The sequence below is a fragment of the Alkalisalibacterium limincola genome, from assembly GCF_008017755.1.
GTDB lineage: Bacteria > Pseudomonadota > Gammaproteobacteria > Xanthomonadales > Xanthomonadaceae > Alkalisalibacterium > Alkalisalibacterium limincola.
In genome coordinates, this window is record NZ_VRTS01000004.1 from 123,203 (window position 1) to 140,898 (window position 17,696).

Sequence of the window (17,696 nt, forward strand, 5' to 3'; positions counted from 1 at the left end):
AACCGGGGCGGCTGGGCCGGCGGGCGGCCGGTCTAGCCGAGCTCGAACAGGTCGCGGTACTTCCTGGCGAACGCATAGAGCTGCATGCGGCCGTCGACGTCGAGCTTGTCGTAGACCGAGGTGAGGTGGTTGCGCAGCGTATGCTCGCTCATGCCCAGGCGTGCGGCCAGTTCGCGGTTGCGCACGCCGCCCGTTTGCCCGAGCGCCTCGACGATCTCGCGTTCGCGGCGGGTCAACTGCTGGATCAGCCGGACCTCCGGCGCCTCGGGTGCCGAGGCCGTCCGCGCGAGCTTGTCGAACAGGCGCGCCGTGTTGCCGCGGTCGAGCCACAACTCCCCGGCGTTGATCTTCTCGATGGCGCGCAACAGCGTGTCGACAGGTTCGCTGGTGCTGACCACGCCGCGGGCGCCCGCCAGGATGGCGGCATCGATGACCGGATCGGTTTCATCATCGGCCAGCAGCAGCACGTGCACGGCGCGCGCCGAAACCAGGTCCCGGATCAGGCCCCCGCCCGGCCCGCAAAGCCTGGCATGGAGCACGATGACGTCGGGGGCCAGCGCCTCGACGAGCGACAGGGCATCGTCGGCGTCGTGGCACGAACCGGTCACCTCCATGGACGGTGCCCGCGCCTGGATCAGCTGGCGCACGCCCCAGGTCGCGATCCGGTGGGGGTCGATGAGGACGACCCGGATCCGCTCCGGCTTGTCTTGGCTTTGTTCCCGATCCACCAGGCCACTCCGTGCGATCTACGGGGCTAGAGCCAGCGGGCCCGGCGAAGCAGCACGAACACGCCACCGGCCAGGGCGGCCGTGACCACCACCACCGCATGGTAGCTGAACCGGCCGGCCAACTCGGGCATGTGTTCGAAGTTCATTCCATACCAGCTGGCGACCAGGGTCGGCACGGCGATCAGCGCCGCCCAGCCGGCCAGGCGCTTGACGATCTCGTTCTGGCGCACGTTGACCAAGGCCAGATTGGTGCTCATGGCGGCGGTGACCATCTCTCGCAGCGTGTCGATCGCTTCGTTGATGCGCACGGCGTGGTCGAGCACGTCGCGGAAGTGAAGCCGCATCTCGCGTCGGACAAGGTCCGGGTGCAGGTTTACAAGCTGTCCGAGTATGTCCTGCAACGGTGCTACGGCCAGTCGCATCCTGGTCAGCTGTCGCTTCAACCGGTAAAGGCGCTTGATCGTGTCCCGGCTGTAGGTCTCGTCGAACACCGCGTCCTCGAGCGCATTGAGCTCGCCCTGATACTGGTCGATCAGTGGCAGCAGGTTGTCGACGATGAAGTCGAGAACGGAATAGAGGCCGTAACTGGGCCCCAACCGAAGTAGCTCAGGATGCTTTTCGGCGTGGGTGCGGACAGGAGCATAGGAAGTCGACTCGTCGTGGCGGACGGTGAGCAGGTAGCGCTTGCCGAGGAAGATGTGGGTTTCGCCGAACACGATGCCCTTGTCGCGTTCCTGGGCGGTGTGCGTGGCGATGAACAGCGACTCGCCGTAGGCCTCCAGCTTGGGGCGCTGGTGCGCCTTGTGGGCGTCCTCGACGGCCAGCGGGTGCAGTCCGAACCAGGCCTGGACCTTGGACATCAGGGCCTGGTCGGGCTCGTAAAGCCCCATCCAGACGAAGCCGCCGTCGTCGTCCTCCAGGACCGCCGGCACTTCTTCGGGGGCGAGGTCGCGGCCAGTGCCGCTGGCGTCGTAGGCGCGGCACGATGCCATGCCGGCGGGGAGCGGGGCAGGTGAGGTCATGGCCGGATCATAGCCTCCAGCCCTGTTGATTCCTAAACCTGGGGGGGCTGTGCCGGCGCGGCGGGTCCGTTGGCTGTGTAGACCTTCAACAATGCCAGGTGGAGCGGCAACAAAAGCACGATCCAGTCGAGGTTGTCCTGTAACCGGAACGGCAGGAAGCTCACGAAGACCGCGAGCCCCGCCAACGCTGCCACCAGCTGCAGCACCCGCAGGAACAACCGGCCCGGGCGGCGGCCCCGGGCGTGAGCCAGCGCACCCGGCAACAGCAGCAGGCATAGCGGGCTGACCAGCAGCAGGTTCTCGTTGCCCCAGGCCGATCGGTGTTCGGTCAGGCCCCACAGCGCGGCCAGGCCCAGCCCGGCCAGTCCACACGCGGTCCAGAAAGCGAAGGCCAGGCCGGCCAGCATCCGCGGGCGCTGCCGTGCAAGCGCCAGCGCGCCGATCGCCAATACGAGTCCCGCGAACGCGAAGCGCGGCCACCAGCGGGGTGGCTCGACCGGCGGCGCGTCGATACGGTGCGGCAGCAACGCCTCCTCCGCCACGACCAGGGGCGTTCCGGCAGCGGTGCGCACCTCGCGCAGGCTGTCGCGCAGCCGCATCGGCACGAAGGCCTCGTCCCAGCGCGACAGCGGCCGGTCGGCATAGTCCGACAGGCCCAGGTGCATGCCCAGGCCCATCCAGGGCAGCCCGCCGCCCAGGCGCAGCGACTCCATGCGGTAGGTCAGCCCCTGGGATCGACCCGAGAGTTGCCGGGCCAAGGCACGTCGAGCGCCGTGTCCAGCGCATCACGCACCCGGGTCGAGCAGTTGTCGGTGAAGTAGTCGTACTCGTAGACGGCGTTCTCGGGCCGTGCGTTCCAGGCAAGGAATCGTGCCAGGCCTTCGGCGGCACCGGGTTCCATGTCCAGCCACTGCAGGGTGACGCCGCGGCCTTCCTCGCGGTAATAGGCCAGGTCCTGCGACATCGGCAGGGCCACGAGCCGGTAGTACATGCGGCCCCTGAGGAAGTTGAGCAGGAAGCCCGGCTCGTCGAAGTCGAAGAAGCCGTAGTTGTAGAGCATGGGTTCGCGGCCGTCGCCAGCATCCACGACGATCGCGTTGTGGCCGAAGCGCGCCCAGTACGGCTGGCCCGGCTCCATCGTCACCACGCCGATGCGCGGGGCCGCCATGGCCGTGGCACACAGCGCCAGCCACAACACGCCGGCAACCAGGACACGTGCGGTGGTGCGCCACCGGCGGGCGCGCTGGACGCTACACATCTGGATTGAGCGACACCATGAACGACTCGACCCGGCGATCGTCGACGCTGGCAACGCGGAAGCTGAAGCGCCCCAGCGCCAGCTCTTCGCCCGGCTGGGGCAGGTGGCCGATCGCGGTGATCACCAGCCCGCCGATCGTGTCGTACTCGTCGTCGGGGAAGTCGGCGCCGAAGCGCTCGTTGAAATCCTCGATCGGAGTGAGTGCATCGACCACGTAGCGGCCGTCGGCCTGCGCAGCGATCTGCGTCTGGCCATCGTCCTCGTCCTCGTCGTGCTCGTCGTCGATCTCGCCGACGATCTGCTCCAGGACGTCCTCGATCGTCACCAGGCCAGCCACGCCGCCGTACTCGTCGACGACGATCGCCATGTGGTTGCGCGAAAGCCTGAATTCCTTGAGCAGCACGTTGAGCCGCTTGGACTCGGGGATCATGACGGCGGGGCGGATGAACTCCGCAAGCGTCTGCGGAGGGGCGTCCTCGGCGAACGACTTCAGCAGGTCCTTCGCCAGCAGGATGCCGAGGATCTCGTCGCGCTCCTCGCCGTACACCGGGAACCGGGAGTGGCCGCTGTCGATGACGATCGCGAGCACTTCGTCCATGCCCAGGTCGATCGACAGCGCGACCATCTGCGCACGCGGAATCATCACGTCGCCGACCTGCTGCTCGGAAACAGCGATCGCGCCCTCGATCATCGCCAACGTGTCGATCGACAGCAGGCCGCGGGCCTGGGCCTCGCGCAGGCCTTCCAGCAGGTCTTCGCGGTTGCGCGGCTCACCGGAGAAGACCTGGCTGATGCGATCAAGCCAGGAGCGCTTTTCCGGCGCGGTGGTACTTCCAGGTTCCTCGGACATCTCTTGGGGGCAGGCGCCGTAGGGCGGAGGCGGAAGTTTAGCGCGAATGCCTGCCGGCTTGCCGCCAAGCCCGTCCGCGGCGCTCAGGCGTAGGGGTCGTCGATCTCGAGCCCGGCCAGCACCTCGCGCTCGAGCTGCTCCATGGCATCGGCCTCGCGCGGGTCGTCGTGGTCCATGCCCAGCAGGTGCAGCACGCCGTGGATGGTCAGGTGGGCGTAGTGGGCCTTGAGCGTCTTGCCCTGTTCGGCCGCTTCCTTCGCCACGACCGGCGCGCACAGCACGATGTCACCCAGGACCGGCAGGTTCACGCCCTCGGGCAGTTCGGCGGGGAAGCTCAGCACGTTGGTGGCGTAGTCCTTGCCGCGGTAGTGCCGGTTGAGCGAGCGGCCTTCGCGCGCGTCGACGATGCGTATCGCCAGGTCGGCGCGGCGGATGCGGCCCAGCAGGACGGCGGAGACCCAGCCGCGGAAGCTCTGCGGCGAAGGCAGGCCCTTGCGCGGCAGTCCGTAGCTCACCCCCAGCTCCAGCTCGACGGGTCGGGCCTTCATGGCGTGTCCTTGTTCTCGTCCCTGCGATCGTAGGCCTGCACGATGCGTTGCACCAGAGGGTGGCGTACGACGTCGCGGGCGGTGAAGAAGGTGAAGCTGATGCCGTCCACGCCGCGCAGCACCTCGACCGCGTCGCGCAGGCCCGAGGACTGGTGCTTGGGCAGGTCGGTCTGGGTGAGGTCGCCGGTGATCACCGCCGTGGAGCCAAAGCCGATGCGGGTCAGGAACATCTTCATCTGCTCGATCGTGGTGTTCTGGGCTTCGTCCAGGATCACCCAGGCGTCGTTGAGCGTGCGCCCGCGCATGTAGGCCAGCGGCGCGATCTCGATGACGTTGCGCTCGATGAGCTTGAGCACGTTGTCCACGCCGAGCATTTCGTAGAGCGCGTCGTAGAGCGGGCGCAGGTAGGGGTCGACCTTCTGGCTGAGGTCGCCCGGCAGGAAGCCGAGCTTCTCGCCGGCCTCCACCGCCGGGCGCACCAGCACCAGCCGCTGCACGCGCGACTCGTTGAGCGCCTCGACCGCGCTGGCCACGGCCAGGAAGGTCTTGCCGGTGCCCGCCGGGCCGATGCCGAAGTTGATGTCGTGGGTCGCGATCGCATGCAGGTAGCGCACCTGGTTCGGCCCGCGCCCGCGCACGCTGCCGCGTTTGACCTTGATGACCACTTCCTGGGCCTGCTCGGCGGCGGCCTCGGCATGCTCGGCCACCTGCGACTCGCTCAGGCGCAGGTTGATCGCCTGCGGCGTGAGCACCTCGCGCGTGGTTTCTTCCCACAGCTGCTTGAGCAGCTTCTCGGTGGCGCGGGCGATCGGCTCGTCGCCGATGACGCGGAAGATGCCGCCACGGTTGGAGATCTCCACGCCCAGGCGCAGCTCGATCTGGCGCAGGTGCTCATCCAGTGGCCCGGTCAGGTTGGCCAGGCGGCCGACGTCGTCGGGCTCGAGCACGAAGTCGCGTTGGGCCAGCGCGCTCATGCCGCCTCGTCATCGGCCAGGGCCAGCCGGCCCCGCAGGGAGTTGCTCAGTGCTTCGGTGATCACGACGTCGACGAACTGCCCCACCAGGCGCGGATGCCCCTTGAAATTGACGTAACGCATGTTGCCGGTGCGTCCGGTCAGTTCGTTGGGGTCCTTGCGGCTGGGGCCCTCCACCAGCACCGACTCGGTGCTGCCGACCATGGCGCGCGAAATCCGCTGGGCATTCGCGTTGATGACCGACTGCAGGTGCATCAGGCGCTGCTTCTTGACTTCGTCGGGCGTGTCGTCCGGCAGGCTCGCCGCCGGCGTGCCGGGCCGTGCGGAGTAGACGAAGCTGAAGCTCTGGTCGAACCCGACCTCCTCGATCAGCTTCATGGTCTTGTCGAAATCGGCCTGGGTCTCGCCCGGGAAACCGACGATGAAGTCCGAACTGATGCTGATGCCCGGGCGCGCCTCGCGCAGCCGGCGCAGCTTGGCCTTGAACTCCAGCGTGGTGTGGCCACGCTTCATGGCCGTGAGGATCCGGTCGGAACCCGACTGCACCGGCAGGTGCAGGAAGCCGGCCAGCTTGTCGACGTCGCGGTGGGCCTCGATCAGGCTGTCGGTGAACTCCACCGGGTGCGAGGTCGTGTAGCGGATGCGGCCGATGCCCTCGATCTGGGCGATGGCCCGGATCAGCAGGGCCAGGTCGATCACCGCGCCGTCCGCGCGCTCGTCGCGGTAGGCGTTGACGTTCTGTCCCAGCAGGGTCACCTCGCGCACCCCCTGTTCGGCCAGCTGCGCGACCTCCAGCAGCACGTCGTCGAACGGCCGGCTGACTTCCTCGCCGCGGGTGTAGGGCACCACGCAGAAGCTGCAGTACTTCGAGCAGCCCTCCATGACCGAGACGAACGCGGTCGGGCCCTCGGCCCGTGGCTCGGGCAGGCGGTCGAACTTCTCGATCTCCGGGAAACTGATGTCGACCTGTGCGTTGCCACTGCGGCGGCGCTCGTCGAGCATCGCCGGCAGGCGGTGCAGCGTCTGCGGGCCGAAGACGATGTCCACGAAGGGCGCGCGCTTGAGCAGCTGGTCGCCCTCCTGGCTGGCCACGCAGCCGCCGACCCCGATGACCAGGTGCGGCTTGCCGGCCTTGAGCTCACGCCAGCGGCCCAGCTGCGAGAACACCTTTTCCTGCGCCTTCTCGCGGATCGAGCAGGTGTTGAGCAGGATGACGTCGGCCTCGGCCTCGTCGCTGGTCAGCTCCAGGCCGTGTTCGGCCGCCAGCACGTCGGCCATCTTGGCCGAGTCGTACTCGTTCATCTGGCAACCGTGGGTTTTTACGAAAAGCTTGCCGGCCATGGCGGCGGGGCCTCGGTAGGTGTCGGGTCGGACCGCTTAGTTTAGGCCCCCACGGGCATTCGCTACAAACGTGCCTGCCTTTTCATTCAGTCACTTGGCGGTCCCCGGGAATGCATCGGGGGCTTGGCAACGGCCTCCGGGCGGTGGAAACTGCCCGCATGGGGACCGCCAAGCACCGCCGATACATACCGCAGGGCCTTGCCGGGGCCTGCCTGCTCGCGGCGTTTGCAACGGGCGGTCCGGCCATGGCCGGCACGATCTATCGCTGTGATGCGGCCGACGGCGCCCGCGCCTACACCAGCGAGCCTGTCGCCGGGCAGAACTGCCGGGCGATGGCGCTGGATGTTCCGCCCCCGGCACGCGCGGCGACCAGTGCCGCACCCGCGGCGGGTTCAACGGCCGGCAGTGCGCCGGCCCAGCGCCAGGTCAGCTTCCGTACCGCGGCCGGCAGCGAGGCGCCGGTACTGGGCGGCACCGCCAATGCGCAGGTCACGCGCGGCGCGGTCTACCGCTACGAGAAGGACGGCGTCACCCACTACACCAATGTGCGCCCGGGACGGCAGGCCGGGGCCCAGGTGCTCTTCAGCTACATCGAGGCCTGCTTCGCCTGCCGTGCGCGCCCGGGCGTCGATTTCGGTTCCGTGCGCCTGAACCTCAACGCCTTTGCCGAGGAGGTGCGCGCCGCGTCCCTGCAGCACGGCGTGGACGAGGCGCTGGTGCGCGCGGTCATCCATGCCGAATCCGCGTTCAACCCCAATGCCGTCTCCCACAAGGGGGCCCAGGGCCTGATGCAACTGATTCCGGCCACGGCCGACCGATTCGGTGTCACCGATCCATTCGAGCCGGCGCAGAACATCGGCGGCGGGGTGCGGTACCTGGCCTGGCTGCTCAACCGGTTCAACGGCAACGTCACGCTGGCCTCGGCGGCCTACAACGCCGGCGAAGGCGCGGTGGACCGCTTCAACGGCGTGCCGCCATACAACGAAACCCAGCGATACGTGGAGCGCGTGGCGATCCTGGCCGATCGCTATCGCTCGGAGCTTGCGCTGAACTGACGCAGCCGCGCTGCGTCGAGCCGCGTGCCGCGGCTCAGGCTTCGCCCGGGACCGGCCGGGGGGCCAGTTCGACCTCGGTCGAGAACGGCACGCCCGCGCGCAACACCGACAGCGACACAAGGTGCCCGGGATTGAGCTCGGCCTCGCGTCGGCGCAGGTCCATCGAGTCGATCACCGGCTCGCCGTCCAGCCCGACCAGGTGGTCACCGGGGCGCAGGCCCGCCACGTCGGCCGGTCCGCCCGGGTAGACCAGCGCCAGCGTGGCGCCGCGCACGTTGCCCTCGCTGGCCCGAGGCGAATCCAGGTATTCCGCGCCCAGCCAGCCGCGCACCACCCGGCCTTCCTTGATGATGTGCTCCAGCACCAGCGCGGCGGTGCTGACCGGGATCGCGAAGCCGATGCCGGAGGCGTCCGGGATGCGCTGGGTGAAAGCCGCGGTGTTGATGCCGACCAGTTCGCCGCGGGCATTGACCAGTGCGCCACCGGAATTGCCGCGGTTGATCGCCGCGTCGGTCTGGATGAAGTCCTCGTAGGTGGCCAGCTGCAGCTGGTTGCGGCCCAGCGCGGAAACGATGCCCTGTGTCACGGTCTGTCCCAGTCCGAACGGGTTGCCGATCGCCAGCACCACGTCGCCGACCTCGCTTTGCGGTTGGCCGTCCAGGCGCAGGGCCGGCAGGCGCCTGCGTCGATCTTGAGCACCGCCAGGTCGGTGTCGGCATCGGAGCCGACGATCTCGGCCTGGGTCACTCGTCCGTCCTGCATGACGATCTGGATGTCCTCGGCCCCGGCGATCACGTGGTGGTTGGTCAGCACGTAGCCGTCGTCGCTGACGATGACGCCCGAGCCCAGCGAGCGCTCCAGCCGCTGGCGCGGCGGACCATAGCCGATCGCCGAATAGCGCTGCAGCACGGGATCGGGCACCAGCCGCAGCGAGCGCTCGGTAATGATCTTGTCGGCGTAGATGCTGACCACGGCCGGCCCGGCACGCAGGACCGCGTCGCGGTAGCTGTCCGGCGCCTGCGAGGCCACGGGGGGCTCGGCTCCGTTGCCATCGACCCCGCGCAGCCGTTCCACCAGGCCCGGCGCGCAGACGGTGAGGACGAACGCCAGCGCCAGCCCGACCAGGGTGCTCTGGGCGAGGAAGGCCAGCGTGGAGCGGGTGGCAGGGCTCTTGCGCATTCATTCATTCTCGCATGCCGCCTTCACTGGGAAAGGGCCATCGGTCACTGGTCGTTGTCGCTGGATTCAAGGTTCCGGTAAACTTGGCGGTCTTTGCAGGCACACGCCTGGTCCGGGAAGGGGGAACCGTCCCGATCCACCAGGTCGCCTGGCAGCGCATTCCAGTCAATCAAGTTGCTCGCGGAGAGCCGGATGGCCACCCAAGAAGTGAATCAAGGCCGCCGCCGCCTCCTTACCGCAACCACCGCCGTCGTCGGCGCCGTGGGTGCGGTGGGTCTGGCGGTCCCATTCATCAGGTCCTGGCAGCCCAGCGCCCGGGCGCAGGTTGCCGGTGCGCCGGTCGAGGTCGACGTCAGTCGCCTCGCGGTCGCGAGCGCGTCACGGTGACGTGGCGCGGCAGCCGATCTGGCTGGTGCGCCGCAGCGAGGAACAGCTGGCCGCGCTCGCCGGCGAGGCGTCGCGCCTGCGCGATCCCAATTCGGAGAACAGCGACCAGCAGCCGGAATACGCGCGCAACGAGCACCGCTCGATCCGCCCGGAAATCCTGGTCCTGGTCGCGTTCTGCACCCACCTGGGCTGCATCCCGACCTTCCGTCCCGAGCTGCAGCCGCAGCCGTTCGACGCGGACTGGAAGGGCGGTTCTACTGCCCGTGCCACAACTCCCGCTTCGACATGGCCGGCCGCGTGTACGGCGCGTCCCGGCCCCGACCAACCTGGCCGTGCCGCCGTACCACTTCGCCGATGACAACCGCATCGTCGTGGGCGTCGACCCGGAGGAGGCAGCCTGATGGCCAACGTGATCTCCCGCGCCGTCGCCGGCGCCACCGACTGGTTCAACGCGCGTACGCCGGGCCTGATGCCCGCCTACCGCAAGCACATGTCGGAGTACTACGCGCCGAAGAACTTCAACGTCTGGTACTACTTCGGCTCGCTGGCCATCCTGGTCCTGGTCAACCAGATCGTCACCGGCATCTGGCTGACGATGTTCTACAAGCCGTCCGCGGCCGAGGCGTTCGCGTCGGTCGAGTACATCATGCGCGACGTCGAGTGGGGCTGGCTGATCCGCTACATGCACTCCACCGGTGCGTCGGCGTTCTTCATCGTCGTGTTCCTGCACATGTTCCGCGCGCTGATCTACGGCTCGTACCAGAAACCGCGCGAGCTGGTGTGGATCCTGGGCATGCTGATCCTGCTCACGCTGATGGCCGAGGCCTTCCTGGGCTACGTGCTGCCCTGGGGCCAGATGAGCTACCACGGCGCGCAGGTCATCGTGAACCTGTTCGGCACGGTGCCCTTCATCGGGCAGGAGCTCGTCGAGTTCATCCGTGGCGACTACCTGATCTCGGATGCCACGCTCAACCGGTTCTTCGCCCTGCACGTCATCGCATTGCCGCTGGTGCTGCTGCTGCTGGTCGTGCTGCACCTGGGCGCGCTGCACGAAGTGGGCTCGAACAACCCCGAAGGCATCGACATCAAGAAGGTGAAGGACGAGAACGGCAAGCCGAAGGACGGCATCCCGTTCCATCCCTACTACACGGTCAAGGACCTGTTCGGTGCGGGTTTCTTCCTCACCATCATGGCCTTCATCCTCTTCTTCGAGCCGACCTTCGGGCACATGTTCCTGGAGTACGACAACTTCAACGAGGCCAATCCGCAGGTGACGCCGCCGACCATCGTCCCGGTGTGGTACTTCACGCCGTTCTACGCGATGTTGCGGGCGATCCCGGATGCGTTCCTGGGCTTCCTGGTCATGGGTGGCGCGATCATCATCCTGTTCTTCCTGCCCTGGCTGGACAAGAGCCCGGTGCGCTCGATCCGCTATCGTGGGCCCCTGACGAAGGTCCTCATGGCGATCTTCGTGGTCAGCTTCGTGTGGCTGGGCTGGCTGGGCATGCAGTCGGGCAGCGCGCTGCAGACGATCCTGGCCCGCGTGTTCACGATGTACTACTTCGCCTTCTTCGCACTGATGCCGTTTTGGACGCGTCTCGACTCGTACAAGCCGGTTCCGGAACGGATCCCAGAGCATGATTAAGCGCTTCCTTTCGACATTGCTCCTGTCCATTGCCGCAAGCGGCACGGCAATGGCTGCCGGCTACGCGCCGACGGAGAACTCGCAGGTGAACCTGCGCGACCAGGCCTCGCTGCAGCGCGGCGCCGCGCTGTTCATGAACTACTGCGCGGGCTGCCATTCGCTGAAGTTCCAGCGCTACCAGCGCATGGCCGAGGATATCGGCCTGAGCGAAGAGCAGGTCATGGAGCACCTGAACTTCACCGACCGCGCGTTCGGCGAGACGATGGTGGCGACGATGGATCCCGGCGACGGCGAAGCCTGGTTCGGCCAGGCACCGCCGGACCTCAGCCTGGTGGCCCGTTCCAAGTCGGCCGGCCCGGACTGGACCTTCACGTTCCTGAAGTCCTTCTACGTCGACGAGGACCGCCCGATGGGCTGGAACAACACCCTGCTCGAGAATGCCTCGATGCCGAACGTGTTGTGGGAGCTGCAGGGCATCCAGGCTCCGGTGTACGGCGAGGACGGCGGGATCGAGCGCTTCGAGCTGGTGCAGGCGGGCTCGATGAGCCCGGCCGAGTTCGACCAGGCCGTCCGCGACATCTCCGCCTTCCTGGCCTACGTCGGCGAGCCGGCGGCGCTCAAGCGCCAGGCCATGGGCGTGTGGGTGGTGCTGTTCCTTGCCTTCTTCACCTTCATCGCCTGGCTGCTGAAAAAGGAATACTGGCGCGACGTGCACTGACCCAGGGGCACGGCTGGCACCTCGACGGGCCCGGCAAGTGTCGGGCCGTCTCGTTTTCCGGAACAGGTGGCGCTTTTTTTGCCGTTTTCGGGTAGGTTCACCGGTGGGGAGCGCGCGGCGGGGGGCTGCGCGTCCCGGAAGCCGGCCCGCTACGCCGGCAAGGGAGTGCTGTCGATGGCTGCAAGTCCGCGAGTGCGCAATGCGCTTACGCTGTTCTCGGCCCGTGACTGCGTGGTCTGCCACCGCGTGAGGCTTGTCCTGGCTGCGAAGGGGGTGACCTACGAACTGGTTGCGGTGGATCCGTTGAATCCACCCGAAGACCTGGTCGACCTCAACCCCTACAGCTCGGTGCCCACGCTGGTGGACCGCGACCTGGTGCTGTACGCCGCCTCGGTCGTGTCGGAATTCCTGGACGAGCGCTATCCGCACCCGCCCTTGATGCCGGTGGACCCCCTGAGCCGCGCGAAGCTGCGCCTGGCGATGCTGCGCATAGAACACGATTGGGTGCCCCAGGTGCAGGCCATCCAGCACGGCAGCAAGTCGCAGGCCGAAGCGGCGCGTAAGCGCCTCAAGGAACTGCTGCTGCAGACCCTGCCGGTGTTCAAGGATTCGAAATTCTTCTTCAACCCCGAGATGAGCCTGGCCGACTGTGCCATGGCCCCGATCGTATGGCGGCTGCCGGTGCTGGGCATCAGCCTGCCGAAGGAAGCCAAGCCGATCGAAGACTATGGGATGCGGATATTCCGCAGTCCCGGTTTCGCCCGCAGCCTGACCCCGGAAGAAAAGGGGTTTCGCGACATTTGATGGAAAAGACCGGCCGATGAGTTCCGATACGCCTGCGATGACCTCGAACCGCCCCTACCTGATCCGGGCGATGTACGAGTGGATCGGGGACAACGACATGACCCCCTACCTCCTGGTGGACGCGTCGCATCCGCAACTCCACTGCCCGCCGCAGGCGGTCCAGGACGGGCGGATCGTGCTCAACATCGCCGCCCGTGCGGTGGCCCAGCTGGAGCTGGGCAACGAGATGATCAGCTTCAAGGCACGCTTCGGCGGCGTGAGCCAGGACGTGTTCGTGCCATTGGCCGCCGTCCAGGCGATCTACGCGCAGGAGACCGGGCAGGGAATGATGCTGCCCGAGGAGGATGCCAGCCTCGAGGCTGGCCGCGCCGCACCCGCGGGCGCGCCCCGCAGCGGGGTCGACGATGGCGACGACGATGACGACGGTGGCGGCCCGGCCCGCCGGGGCGGTCACCTCAGGGTGGTCAAGTAGGACTTTCCAGCGTGGGTTCCGGCATCGGGCCGGTCAGGCTGAGCAACGTCCGGCCGTGCATGACGATGCGCCCGGCCTGGCGGTCGCTGCCACCCCGGGAATACTCGAAACGGTAATGACGCTCCACGCCCAGGCGACCGTCCCGGCCGCGCGAGAGCCGCATCCGGGTCAGGTGGACGCTTTGGTCGAGCCATTGAACGCCGGCCTCGCGACAGGAGCGCTGGCCGTGGACGACGGCCGCCTCGGCCGCTGCGCGAGCGGCGGTCCACAAAAGCGAGACCAGGCCCAGGCCCAATGCGATGGCGAAGAATAGGTTCATGGCGGAAGTCTGGGGGCGGGGGCGCGTCCGGGCAAGTGTGACGACGGTTTGGCTGCGCGTCAGCTTTCCCGACTACACTCCGGTGGGGTGTGAAAAACAACAATTGAACAGGTGGGGGGGTTCTCGATGAGGCTGGTGTTTCCCAATGGTGAACATGGACAGGTGCTGTTGACCCCAGGCCTCAACCGGATCGGAAGCGGTGACGACGCAGTCGTGGTGTTGCGGCATGCCGGTGTGGAAGCGGTTCATTGCGACATCAACATCAGCCCCACCGGGGCCAGCCTGGTGCCCGCCCGCGGTGCGGCCGTGGAAGTGAACGGCAAGTCCGTCCACGAGCTGATCGCATTGCGCGGCGGCGACGTGATCGGGGTCGGTCCGGTGCTCGCCCGGGTCGTCGCGCTGCAGGCCGCCACCGGCCAGGTGGGCGAAGGGGGCGAGGGAGATACCGACGCCACGCGGATCCGGCCGGCGGTGCCCAAACTGGTCTTGCGCGGCGTGAGCGCGCCGGTGTTCGGCAAGGTGTTCCCGCTGCATGCCACCCTGGTGATCGGGCGTGCGCCGGAGTGCGACCTGCCGATCGAGAGCGAGCAGGTGTCCAGGCGCCATGCCCGCGTCGTGCCCCGCGACGGAAGTGCGCTGGTGGAGGACCTGGGCTCGTCCAACGGCACCTACGTCAACGGGCGCAGGGTCGACTCCGGGGAGCTCAAGCCTGGCCAGGAACTGCGACTGGACTCGGTCCGCTTCCTGTTGCTGGAACCCGGCAAGCCGGTGCCCCCGCCACGGCGCGGCCTGCGCAGCCTGGCGCCGGTGCGCGGGGGGGCGATGGCTGGCGATCTCGGTCGTCGTCGTGGCCCTCGTGGTGATCGGGGCGTTGTTGATGGGTCGCGCGGTGTGACCTGCCGACGCCCGGCTTCCGGCGCCTCCAGGCAGGCGCTCAGGCAGGTTCCGAGCGTGTCCCCAGCCTGAGCGAGAGATCGACCGCGCGCACATGCTTGGTCAGTGCGCCCACCGAGATGAAGTCCACGCCGCTGGCGGCCACCCCGGCGATCGTGTCGAGGGTGACGTTTCCCGACACTTCCAGTGCAACGCGTCCGGCCACCCGCCGCACCGCCTCGCGCAACTGTGTGGAATCGAACTCATCCAGCAGGATCCGGTCCGGGGCCCCCGCAAGGGCCTCGTCGAGCTCGTCGAGGTCCTCCACTTCGACGATCATCGGCATCCCGGGGTTCAGGCGCCTCGACTGGGCCATCGCCGCACTGATCGACCCCGCGGCGATGACGTGGTTTTCCTTGATCATCACCGCATCGTGCAGCCCGAGACGGTGGTTCATGCCGCCGCCGGCGCGTACGGCGTACTTCTGCGCCAATCGCAAGCCCGGCAGCGTCTTGCGCGTATCGAGCACGCGCGTACCGGTCCCCGCGAGCGCATCGACGTAGCTGGCCGTCACGGTGGCGGTGCCCGACAGCGTCTGGAGGAAATTGAGGGCCGCGCGCTCGCCGCTGACCAGTGCCCGGCCCGCGCCGCGAAGCGTGCACAGCGTCGTGCCTGGTGAAACGCGGTCTCCTTCGGCGACGTGCCACTCGATCTGCATCCGCGGGTCGAGCGCCAGGAAGCAGGCATCGAACCAGGGGCGCCCGGCGATTACCGCTGGATCGCGACACAGCACGGAGGCTTCCTGCGGCAGGTCGGCAGCAGCATCGCGCTGACGTCGCCACTGCCCACGTCTTCCTGCAGGGCCCGCTCGACGTCGCGCTGCACCTGTTCGGCGCTGGGGGGATCGATCACTCCATTGACTCCCGGTATCCGGATATCAGCCCTGGTTCGCCGACGCGACCGGCTCGCTCGCGCGCAGCTGCGCCAAAACGTCGTTCATCGCTTCCTGCAGCAGGTTCGCGCTTTCGAGGATCCGGGCCATGCCCTGCTCGAGCTCCCTGACCAGTTCGTCGACACGGCGGTCGGCGACGCGCATCCCGTTGCGGTTCACGAACAGGCAGCGGCCCGAGTAGGGGCTGACCCAGCTGAGCTTGGCACGTTCGGCGGTGCCGTTCCTGGCGCTCTCGGTGCCCGGGGCGAACTCGAACCAGGTGCCCGGGGGCGTGGACTTCAACCGCTCCAGCAGCGCCGGGTCGATGTCTTCGGGTGTCGGTTGGTCGGTCACGCTTTCGGCCAGCACGTCGGCCGAGCCGTCCATGCCGCGGCTGGCCGACGGTTCCCGATCCAGGAAGGCAGGCGCGTCGCACTCTCCCAGCCGCCAGCGGATCAATTCACGCAGCTGCTCGGCCAGCGTGTCGATCTCGCCGTCGTGGTAGGCCACGGTGGCCAGCCCATGGCGCAATTGGCCATCGAGCACCGGCATGAGCGCTCGCAGCCGCAGCTTCTCGACGTCGGCGCGCCGGAGGTGGCGCACCACAGGATCGTCTCGGCAAAACCGCGGGCCTCGCGGTAGGCCTGTGAATCCTCGCCCTGGCGCAGCCACAGCAACACCATGCAGTTCGCCCAGGGGCGGGTGAGGAGGTGGCGGACCCAGGCAGGCACGGGAGCCTCGCCCAGCAGGCCGGATATCGACTGGTGAACCTTGCGGCGTGCGTGCGCCAAGCGCTCGCGCCCGGCCGCAGCCTCGACGACGCGCTGCTCGGCGAGGTCGGCGCGGCGCTGCTGGACTTCCAGCGCGCTGCGGAAGCGATCGATCAGCTTCTCGCGTTCGGCCGGCGCCTCGGCGCCATTGAGCTCATCGACGAACTCACGCAGTTGCGACAGCAGCCGGCCACGGGGGTCGGCGCTGGGGCACCAGCCCACGGCGGTTTCACCCAGCATCTCGATGAGCTGCCGGACGGGACTGTCGGGCGCGGTGATCTCGCCGGGATCGCGAAGCGCCGCGCGCGTGGCCGGAATCTGCAGGCCCTGCATGACCGGGTGCATCGGCTGCGGCAGGCGGTGGTCGGTCAACAGCACGTCGAAAACCCGCCCAAGCATGTCGACCATCGCCACTTGGGCCGGTGGCGTGCTCGAGCCCTCGTCGGAGTACCGGGCCTCGGCCAGCAACTGTGCGGCGAACTGGCGCGGGGGCGGGAACTGGCCGCCGCCACGGATCCGGCTGGCGGCCCGCGACATGGCCTCGCCCAGCGCCGATTGCACTCCCTCCACGGTGCCTGCTTCGCTGGCCGCGCCCGAAGCGCCTGCATCGGCTGCACCCGGAGGCGCCGGTGGCAAGCGGCTGAGCAGCAGCTCCAGCACCGCGTCGGCCACCTGGCGGGTGAGCTCGGGGTCGTGCCCGGGCGTTGGATCCGCTTCGGCAAGCTGGCCCGTATCCTCTTCCTGCCGCCTGAGCCCCTCGGCCGGAGCACCGTTGCCCTGCGGTGCCGGGCGCGGGCGCTGCCCCTCGCGACGCACCTTGGGCGTCAACGTCGGCAGGATTCCGGCATCGGCCAGGCGGATGTTGAGTTCCGTGTACAGCGGCTCGAGGCTGCCCAGCACGTGGCGCTCGAACAGCTTGAGGATGATCAGCCGGACTTCCAGCGTCACATCGAGCGAACTGGTGGCCTCGCGGAAGCGCTCCGCCAGCGTTCCCGGACCGAACGGGTTGCGCTCTTCCTCCAGGTCGTTTTCGGCCAGCAGCACCGCGACGCGCCGGGTCAGCGCGTACAGCGCGTTGGCGTGGCGCTGCTGCGCCTTCGCCGTCATCGACGTGATCGCGAGTTCCTCTTCGAGTTCCTCGTGGCCCACCAGGCTCAGGCCGTCGTGGTGGTCGCGGCCCACGCCCGGTGGCAGCAACCTGCCCTCGGTCACTTTCCCCACGAAGGCCTGCTCGACCTGGAGGCGTCGCCGGCGGCTCTCGCGCATGCCATCGAAATACTGCTGCTGCCGCTCCCCTGCCATGCTGTGCTCGGCCAGTTCGAACAGGCTGTCGTCGACGGTGTCGAACAGCGACTTCAGGGGCGTGCGCAAGCGGCCGGCAAGCCAGGTCGCCAGCTCCTCGTAGAGGTGCCGGTCGGGATGGCTGGCGCTTGGCGTCGGGGTGTTCATCGTGGGAACGGCCGGGCGGGGGAGGGGTCCACAATCCGTGGCCACCAGCCTAGTGTCCTCACCTGGGGAAGTCCGTGACCTGCTTGGTGGAAACGGCTTCATCGGCCAGCAGAACCGGGATGCCGTCCTCAATTCGGTAAGCCAGCTTGCGGTCGCCGGTCAGCAGGCCCGCCGACCAGGCAGCGGTCTCGGCGCTGCCATCGGTGCGTTGCACCGTGCCCTGGGCGATGCCCCGGTTGATCGATTCCAGCTCGGTGCCCGTCAGTGGCACCAGCGGTTGCCGGGTCACGGGGCAGCACAGGATGTCGAGCAGGCGTCGATCCACGTCCGGGAGGCTCCTTTGGTCTATCCGCGCATTATGCCCGGATTCTGTC

At 68.1% G+C, this 17,696-nt stretch carries 17 protein-coding genes and 4 pseudogenes; 7 read left to right on the forward strand and 14 right to left on the reverse strand.

The annotated features are described in order from the left end of the window. Nucleotides 1–32: 32 nt before the first annotated feature. The 7 genes and pseudogenes from FU658_RS07425 to miaB all read right to left on the reverse strand — a co-directional run bounded on the left by FU658_RS07425 (nt 33) and on the right by miaB (nt 6,720). On the reverse strand, nt 33–728 hold the full coding sequence (locus FU658_RS07425; protein WP_147891498.1) for a LuxR C-terminal-related transcriptional regulator: 696 nt from the start codon (nt 726–728) through the stop codon (nt 33–35). A 26-nt stretch (nt 729–754) separates the two neighbouring features. Continuing rightward, nucleotides 755–1,750, reverse strand: coding sequence for a magnesium/cobalt transporter CorA (gene corA / locus FU658_RS07430; protein ID WP_147891499.1), 996 nt, complete (start codon nt 1,748–1,750; stop codon nt 755–757). Between the two features lie 32 nt (nt 1,751–1,782). Continuing rightward, nucleotides 1,783–3,008 (reverse strand): annotated as a pseudogene (locus FU658_RS16025) (lipoprotein N-acyltransferase Lnb domain-containing protein). Beyond that, nucleotides 3,001–3,858 (reverse strand): CorC family transporter, encoded by an 858-nt coding sequence (locus FU658_RS07440; protein WP_147891500.1) that lies wholly within the window; start codon nt 3,856–3,858, stop codon nt 3,001–3,003. The pseudogene FU658_RS16025 and the gene FU658_RS07440 overlap by 8 nt, the downstream one beginning before the upstream one ends. 83 nt (nt 3,859–3,941) lie before the next feature. Then, nucleotides 3,942–4,406, reverse strand: coding sequence for an rRNA maturation RNase YbeY (gene ybeY / locus FU658_RS07445; protein WP_147891501.1), 465 nt, complete (start codon nt 4,404–4,406; stop codon nt 3,942–3,944). Next, nucleotides 4,403–5,380 (reverse strand): PhoH family protein, encoded by a 978-nt coding sequence (locus tag FU658_RS07450; protein WP_147891502.1) that lies wholly within the window; start codon nt 5,378–5,380, stop codon nt 4,403–4,405. Before FU658_RS07450 ends, ybeY begins: the two co-directional genes overlap by 4 nt. Then, nucleotides 5,377–6,720, reverse strand: coding sequence for a tRNA (N6-isopentenyl adenosine(37)-C2)-methylthiotransferase MiaB (miaB, locus tag FU658_RS07455; protein WP_147891503.1), 1,344 nt, complete (start codon nt 6,718–6,720; stop codon nt 5,377–5,379). The genes FU658_RS07450 and miaB overlap by 4 nt, the downstream gene beginning before the upstream one ends. A gap of 158 nt (nt 6,721–6,878) precedes the next feature. Here miaB and FU658_RS07460 point away from each other — a divergent pair, with 158 nt between their 5' ends. Next, nucleotides 6,879–7,775, forward strand: a complete 897-nt coding sequence (locus FU658_RS07460; protein ID WP_147891504.1) for a lytic transglycosylase domain-containing protein — start codon at nt 6,879–6,881, stop codon at nt 7,773–7,775. Nucleotides 7,776–7,809: 34 nt separating this feature from the next. Here FU658_RS07460 and FU658_RS15810 read toward each other — a convergent pair whose 3' ends face one another. Together FU658_RS15810 and FU658_RS15195 are read right to left on the reverse strand one after the other, a co-directional pair. After that, complete coding sequence (locus FU658_RS15810) at nt 7,810–8,139, reverse strand: S1C family serine protease (RefSeq protein WP_343195875.1); 330 nt, start codon at nt 8,137–8,139, stop codon at nt 7,810–7,812. Between the two features lie 138 nt (nt 8,140–8,277). Next, a pseudogene (locus FU658_RS15195) lies at nt 8,278–8,954 on the reverse strand (trypsin-like peptidase domain-containing protein); the annotation flags it as partial. Nucleotides 8,955–9,146: 192 nt separating this feature from the next. Between FU658_RS15195 and petA the strand changes: the two are divergent. The 5 genes and pseudogenes from petA (at nt 9,147) to FU658_RS07490 (ending at nt 12,980) form a co-directional block, all read left to right on the forward strand. Further along, nucleotides 9,147–9,742 (forward strand): annotated as a pseudogene (gene petA / locus FU658_RS07470) (ubiquinol-cytochrome c reductase iron-sulfur subunit). Further along, nucleotides 9,742–10,986, forward strand: coding sequence for a cytochrome b (locus FU658_RS07475; RefSeq protein WP_147891505.1), 1,245 nt, complete (start codon nt 9,742–9,744; stop codon nt 10,984–10,986). The pseudogene petA and the gene FU658_RS07475 overlap by 1 nt, the downstream one beginning before the upstream one ends. Further along, nucleotides 10,979–11,704: a cytochrome c1 gene (locus FU658_RS07480; RefSeq protein WP_147891506.1), complete on the forward strand. Its 726-nt coding sequence runs from the start codon at nt 10,979–10,981 to the stop codon at nt 11,702–11,704. Before FU658_RS07475 ends, FU658_RS07480 begins: the two co-directional genes overlap by 8 nt. Before the next feature lie 174 nt (nt 11,705–11,878). Then, entirely contained in the window at nt 11,879–12,508 is a 630-nt protein-coding gene (locus tag FU658_RS07485) for a glutathione S-transferase N-terminal domain-containing protein (RefSeq protein ID WP_147891507.1), read from the forward strand. A 16-nt stretch (nt 12,509–12,524) separates the two neighbouring features. After that, entirely contained in the window at nt 12,525–12,980 is a 456-nt protein-coding gene (locus FU658_RS07490; protein WP_147891508.1) for a ClpXP protease specificity-enhancing factor, read from the forward strand. Here the strand turns inward: FU658_RS07490 and FU658_RS07495 are convergent. After that, entirely contained in the window at nt 12,973–13,299 is a 327-nt protein-coding gene (locus tag FU658_RS07495; protein ID WP_147891509.1) for a DUF3301 domain-containing protein, read from the reverse strand. The two genes, FU658_RS07490 and FU658_RS07495, sit on opposite strands and share 8 nt — an antisense overlap. A 126-nt stretch (nt 13,300–13,425) precedes the next feature. Between FU658_RS07495 and FU658_RS07500 the strand changes: the two genes are divergently transcribed. Beyond that, a complete protein-coding gene (locus FU658_RS07500; protein ID WP_147891510.1) occupies nt 13,426–14,265 on the forward strand; it encodes an FHA domain-containing protein in 840 nt (279 codons plus the stop codon). On the opposite strand, the pseudogene nadC reads toward FU658_RS07500, so the two are convergent. From nadC to FU658_RS07520, 4 genes and pseudogenes are all read right to left on the reverse strand, one after another. Continuing rightward, nucleotides 14,234–15,108: pseudogene (nadC, locus tag FU658_RS07505) on the reverse strand (carboxylating nicotinate-nucleotide diphosphorylase). The gene FU658_RS07500 and the pseudogene nadC sit on opposite strands and share 32 nt — an antisense overlap. A 1-nt stretch (nt 15,109) precedes the next feature. Then, the gene (locus FU658_RS07510) at nt 15,110–15,655 is read right to left on the reverse strand and encodes a DUF1631 family protein (RefSeq protein ID WP_187265989.1); all 546 of its coding nucleotides are present in this window, start codon (nt 15,653–15,655) and stop codon (nt 15,110–15,112) included. After that, nucleotides 15,559–17,322 (reverse strand): DUF1631 family protein, encoded by a 1,764-nt coding sequence (locus FU658_RS07515; RefSeq protein WP_187265990.1) that lies wholly within the window; start codon nt 17,320–17,322, stop codon nt 15,559–15,561. Before FU658_RS07515 ends, FU658_RS07510 begins: the two co-directional genes overlap by 97 nt. A 58-nt stretch (nt 17,323–17,380) precedes the next feature. Then, entirely contained in the window at nt 17,381–17,647 is a 267-nt protein-coding gene (locus tag FU658_RS07520) for a Trm112 family protein (RefSeq protein WP_147891513.1), read from the reverse strand. Nucleotides 17,648–17,696 lie beyond the last annotated feature (49 nt).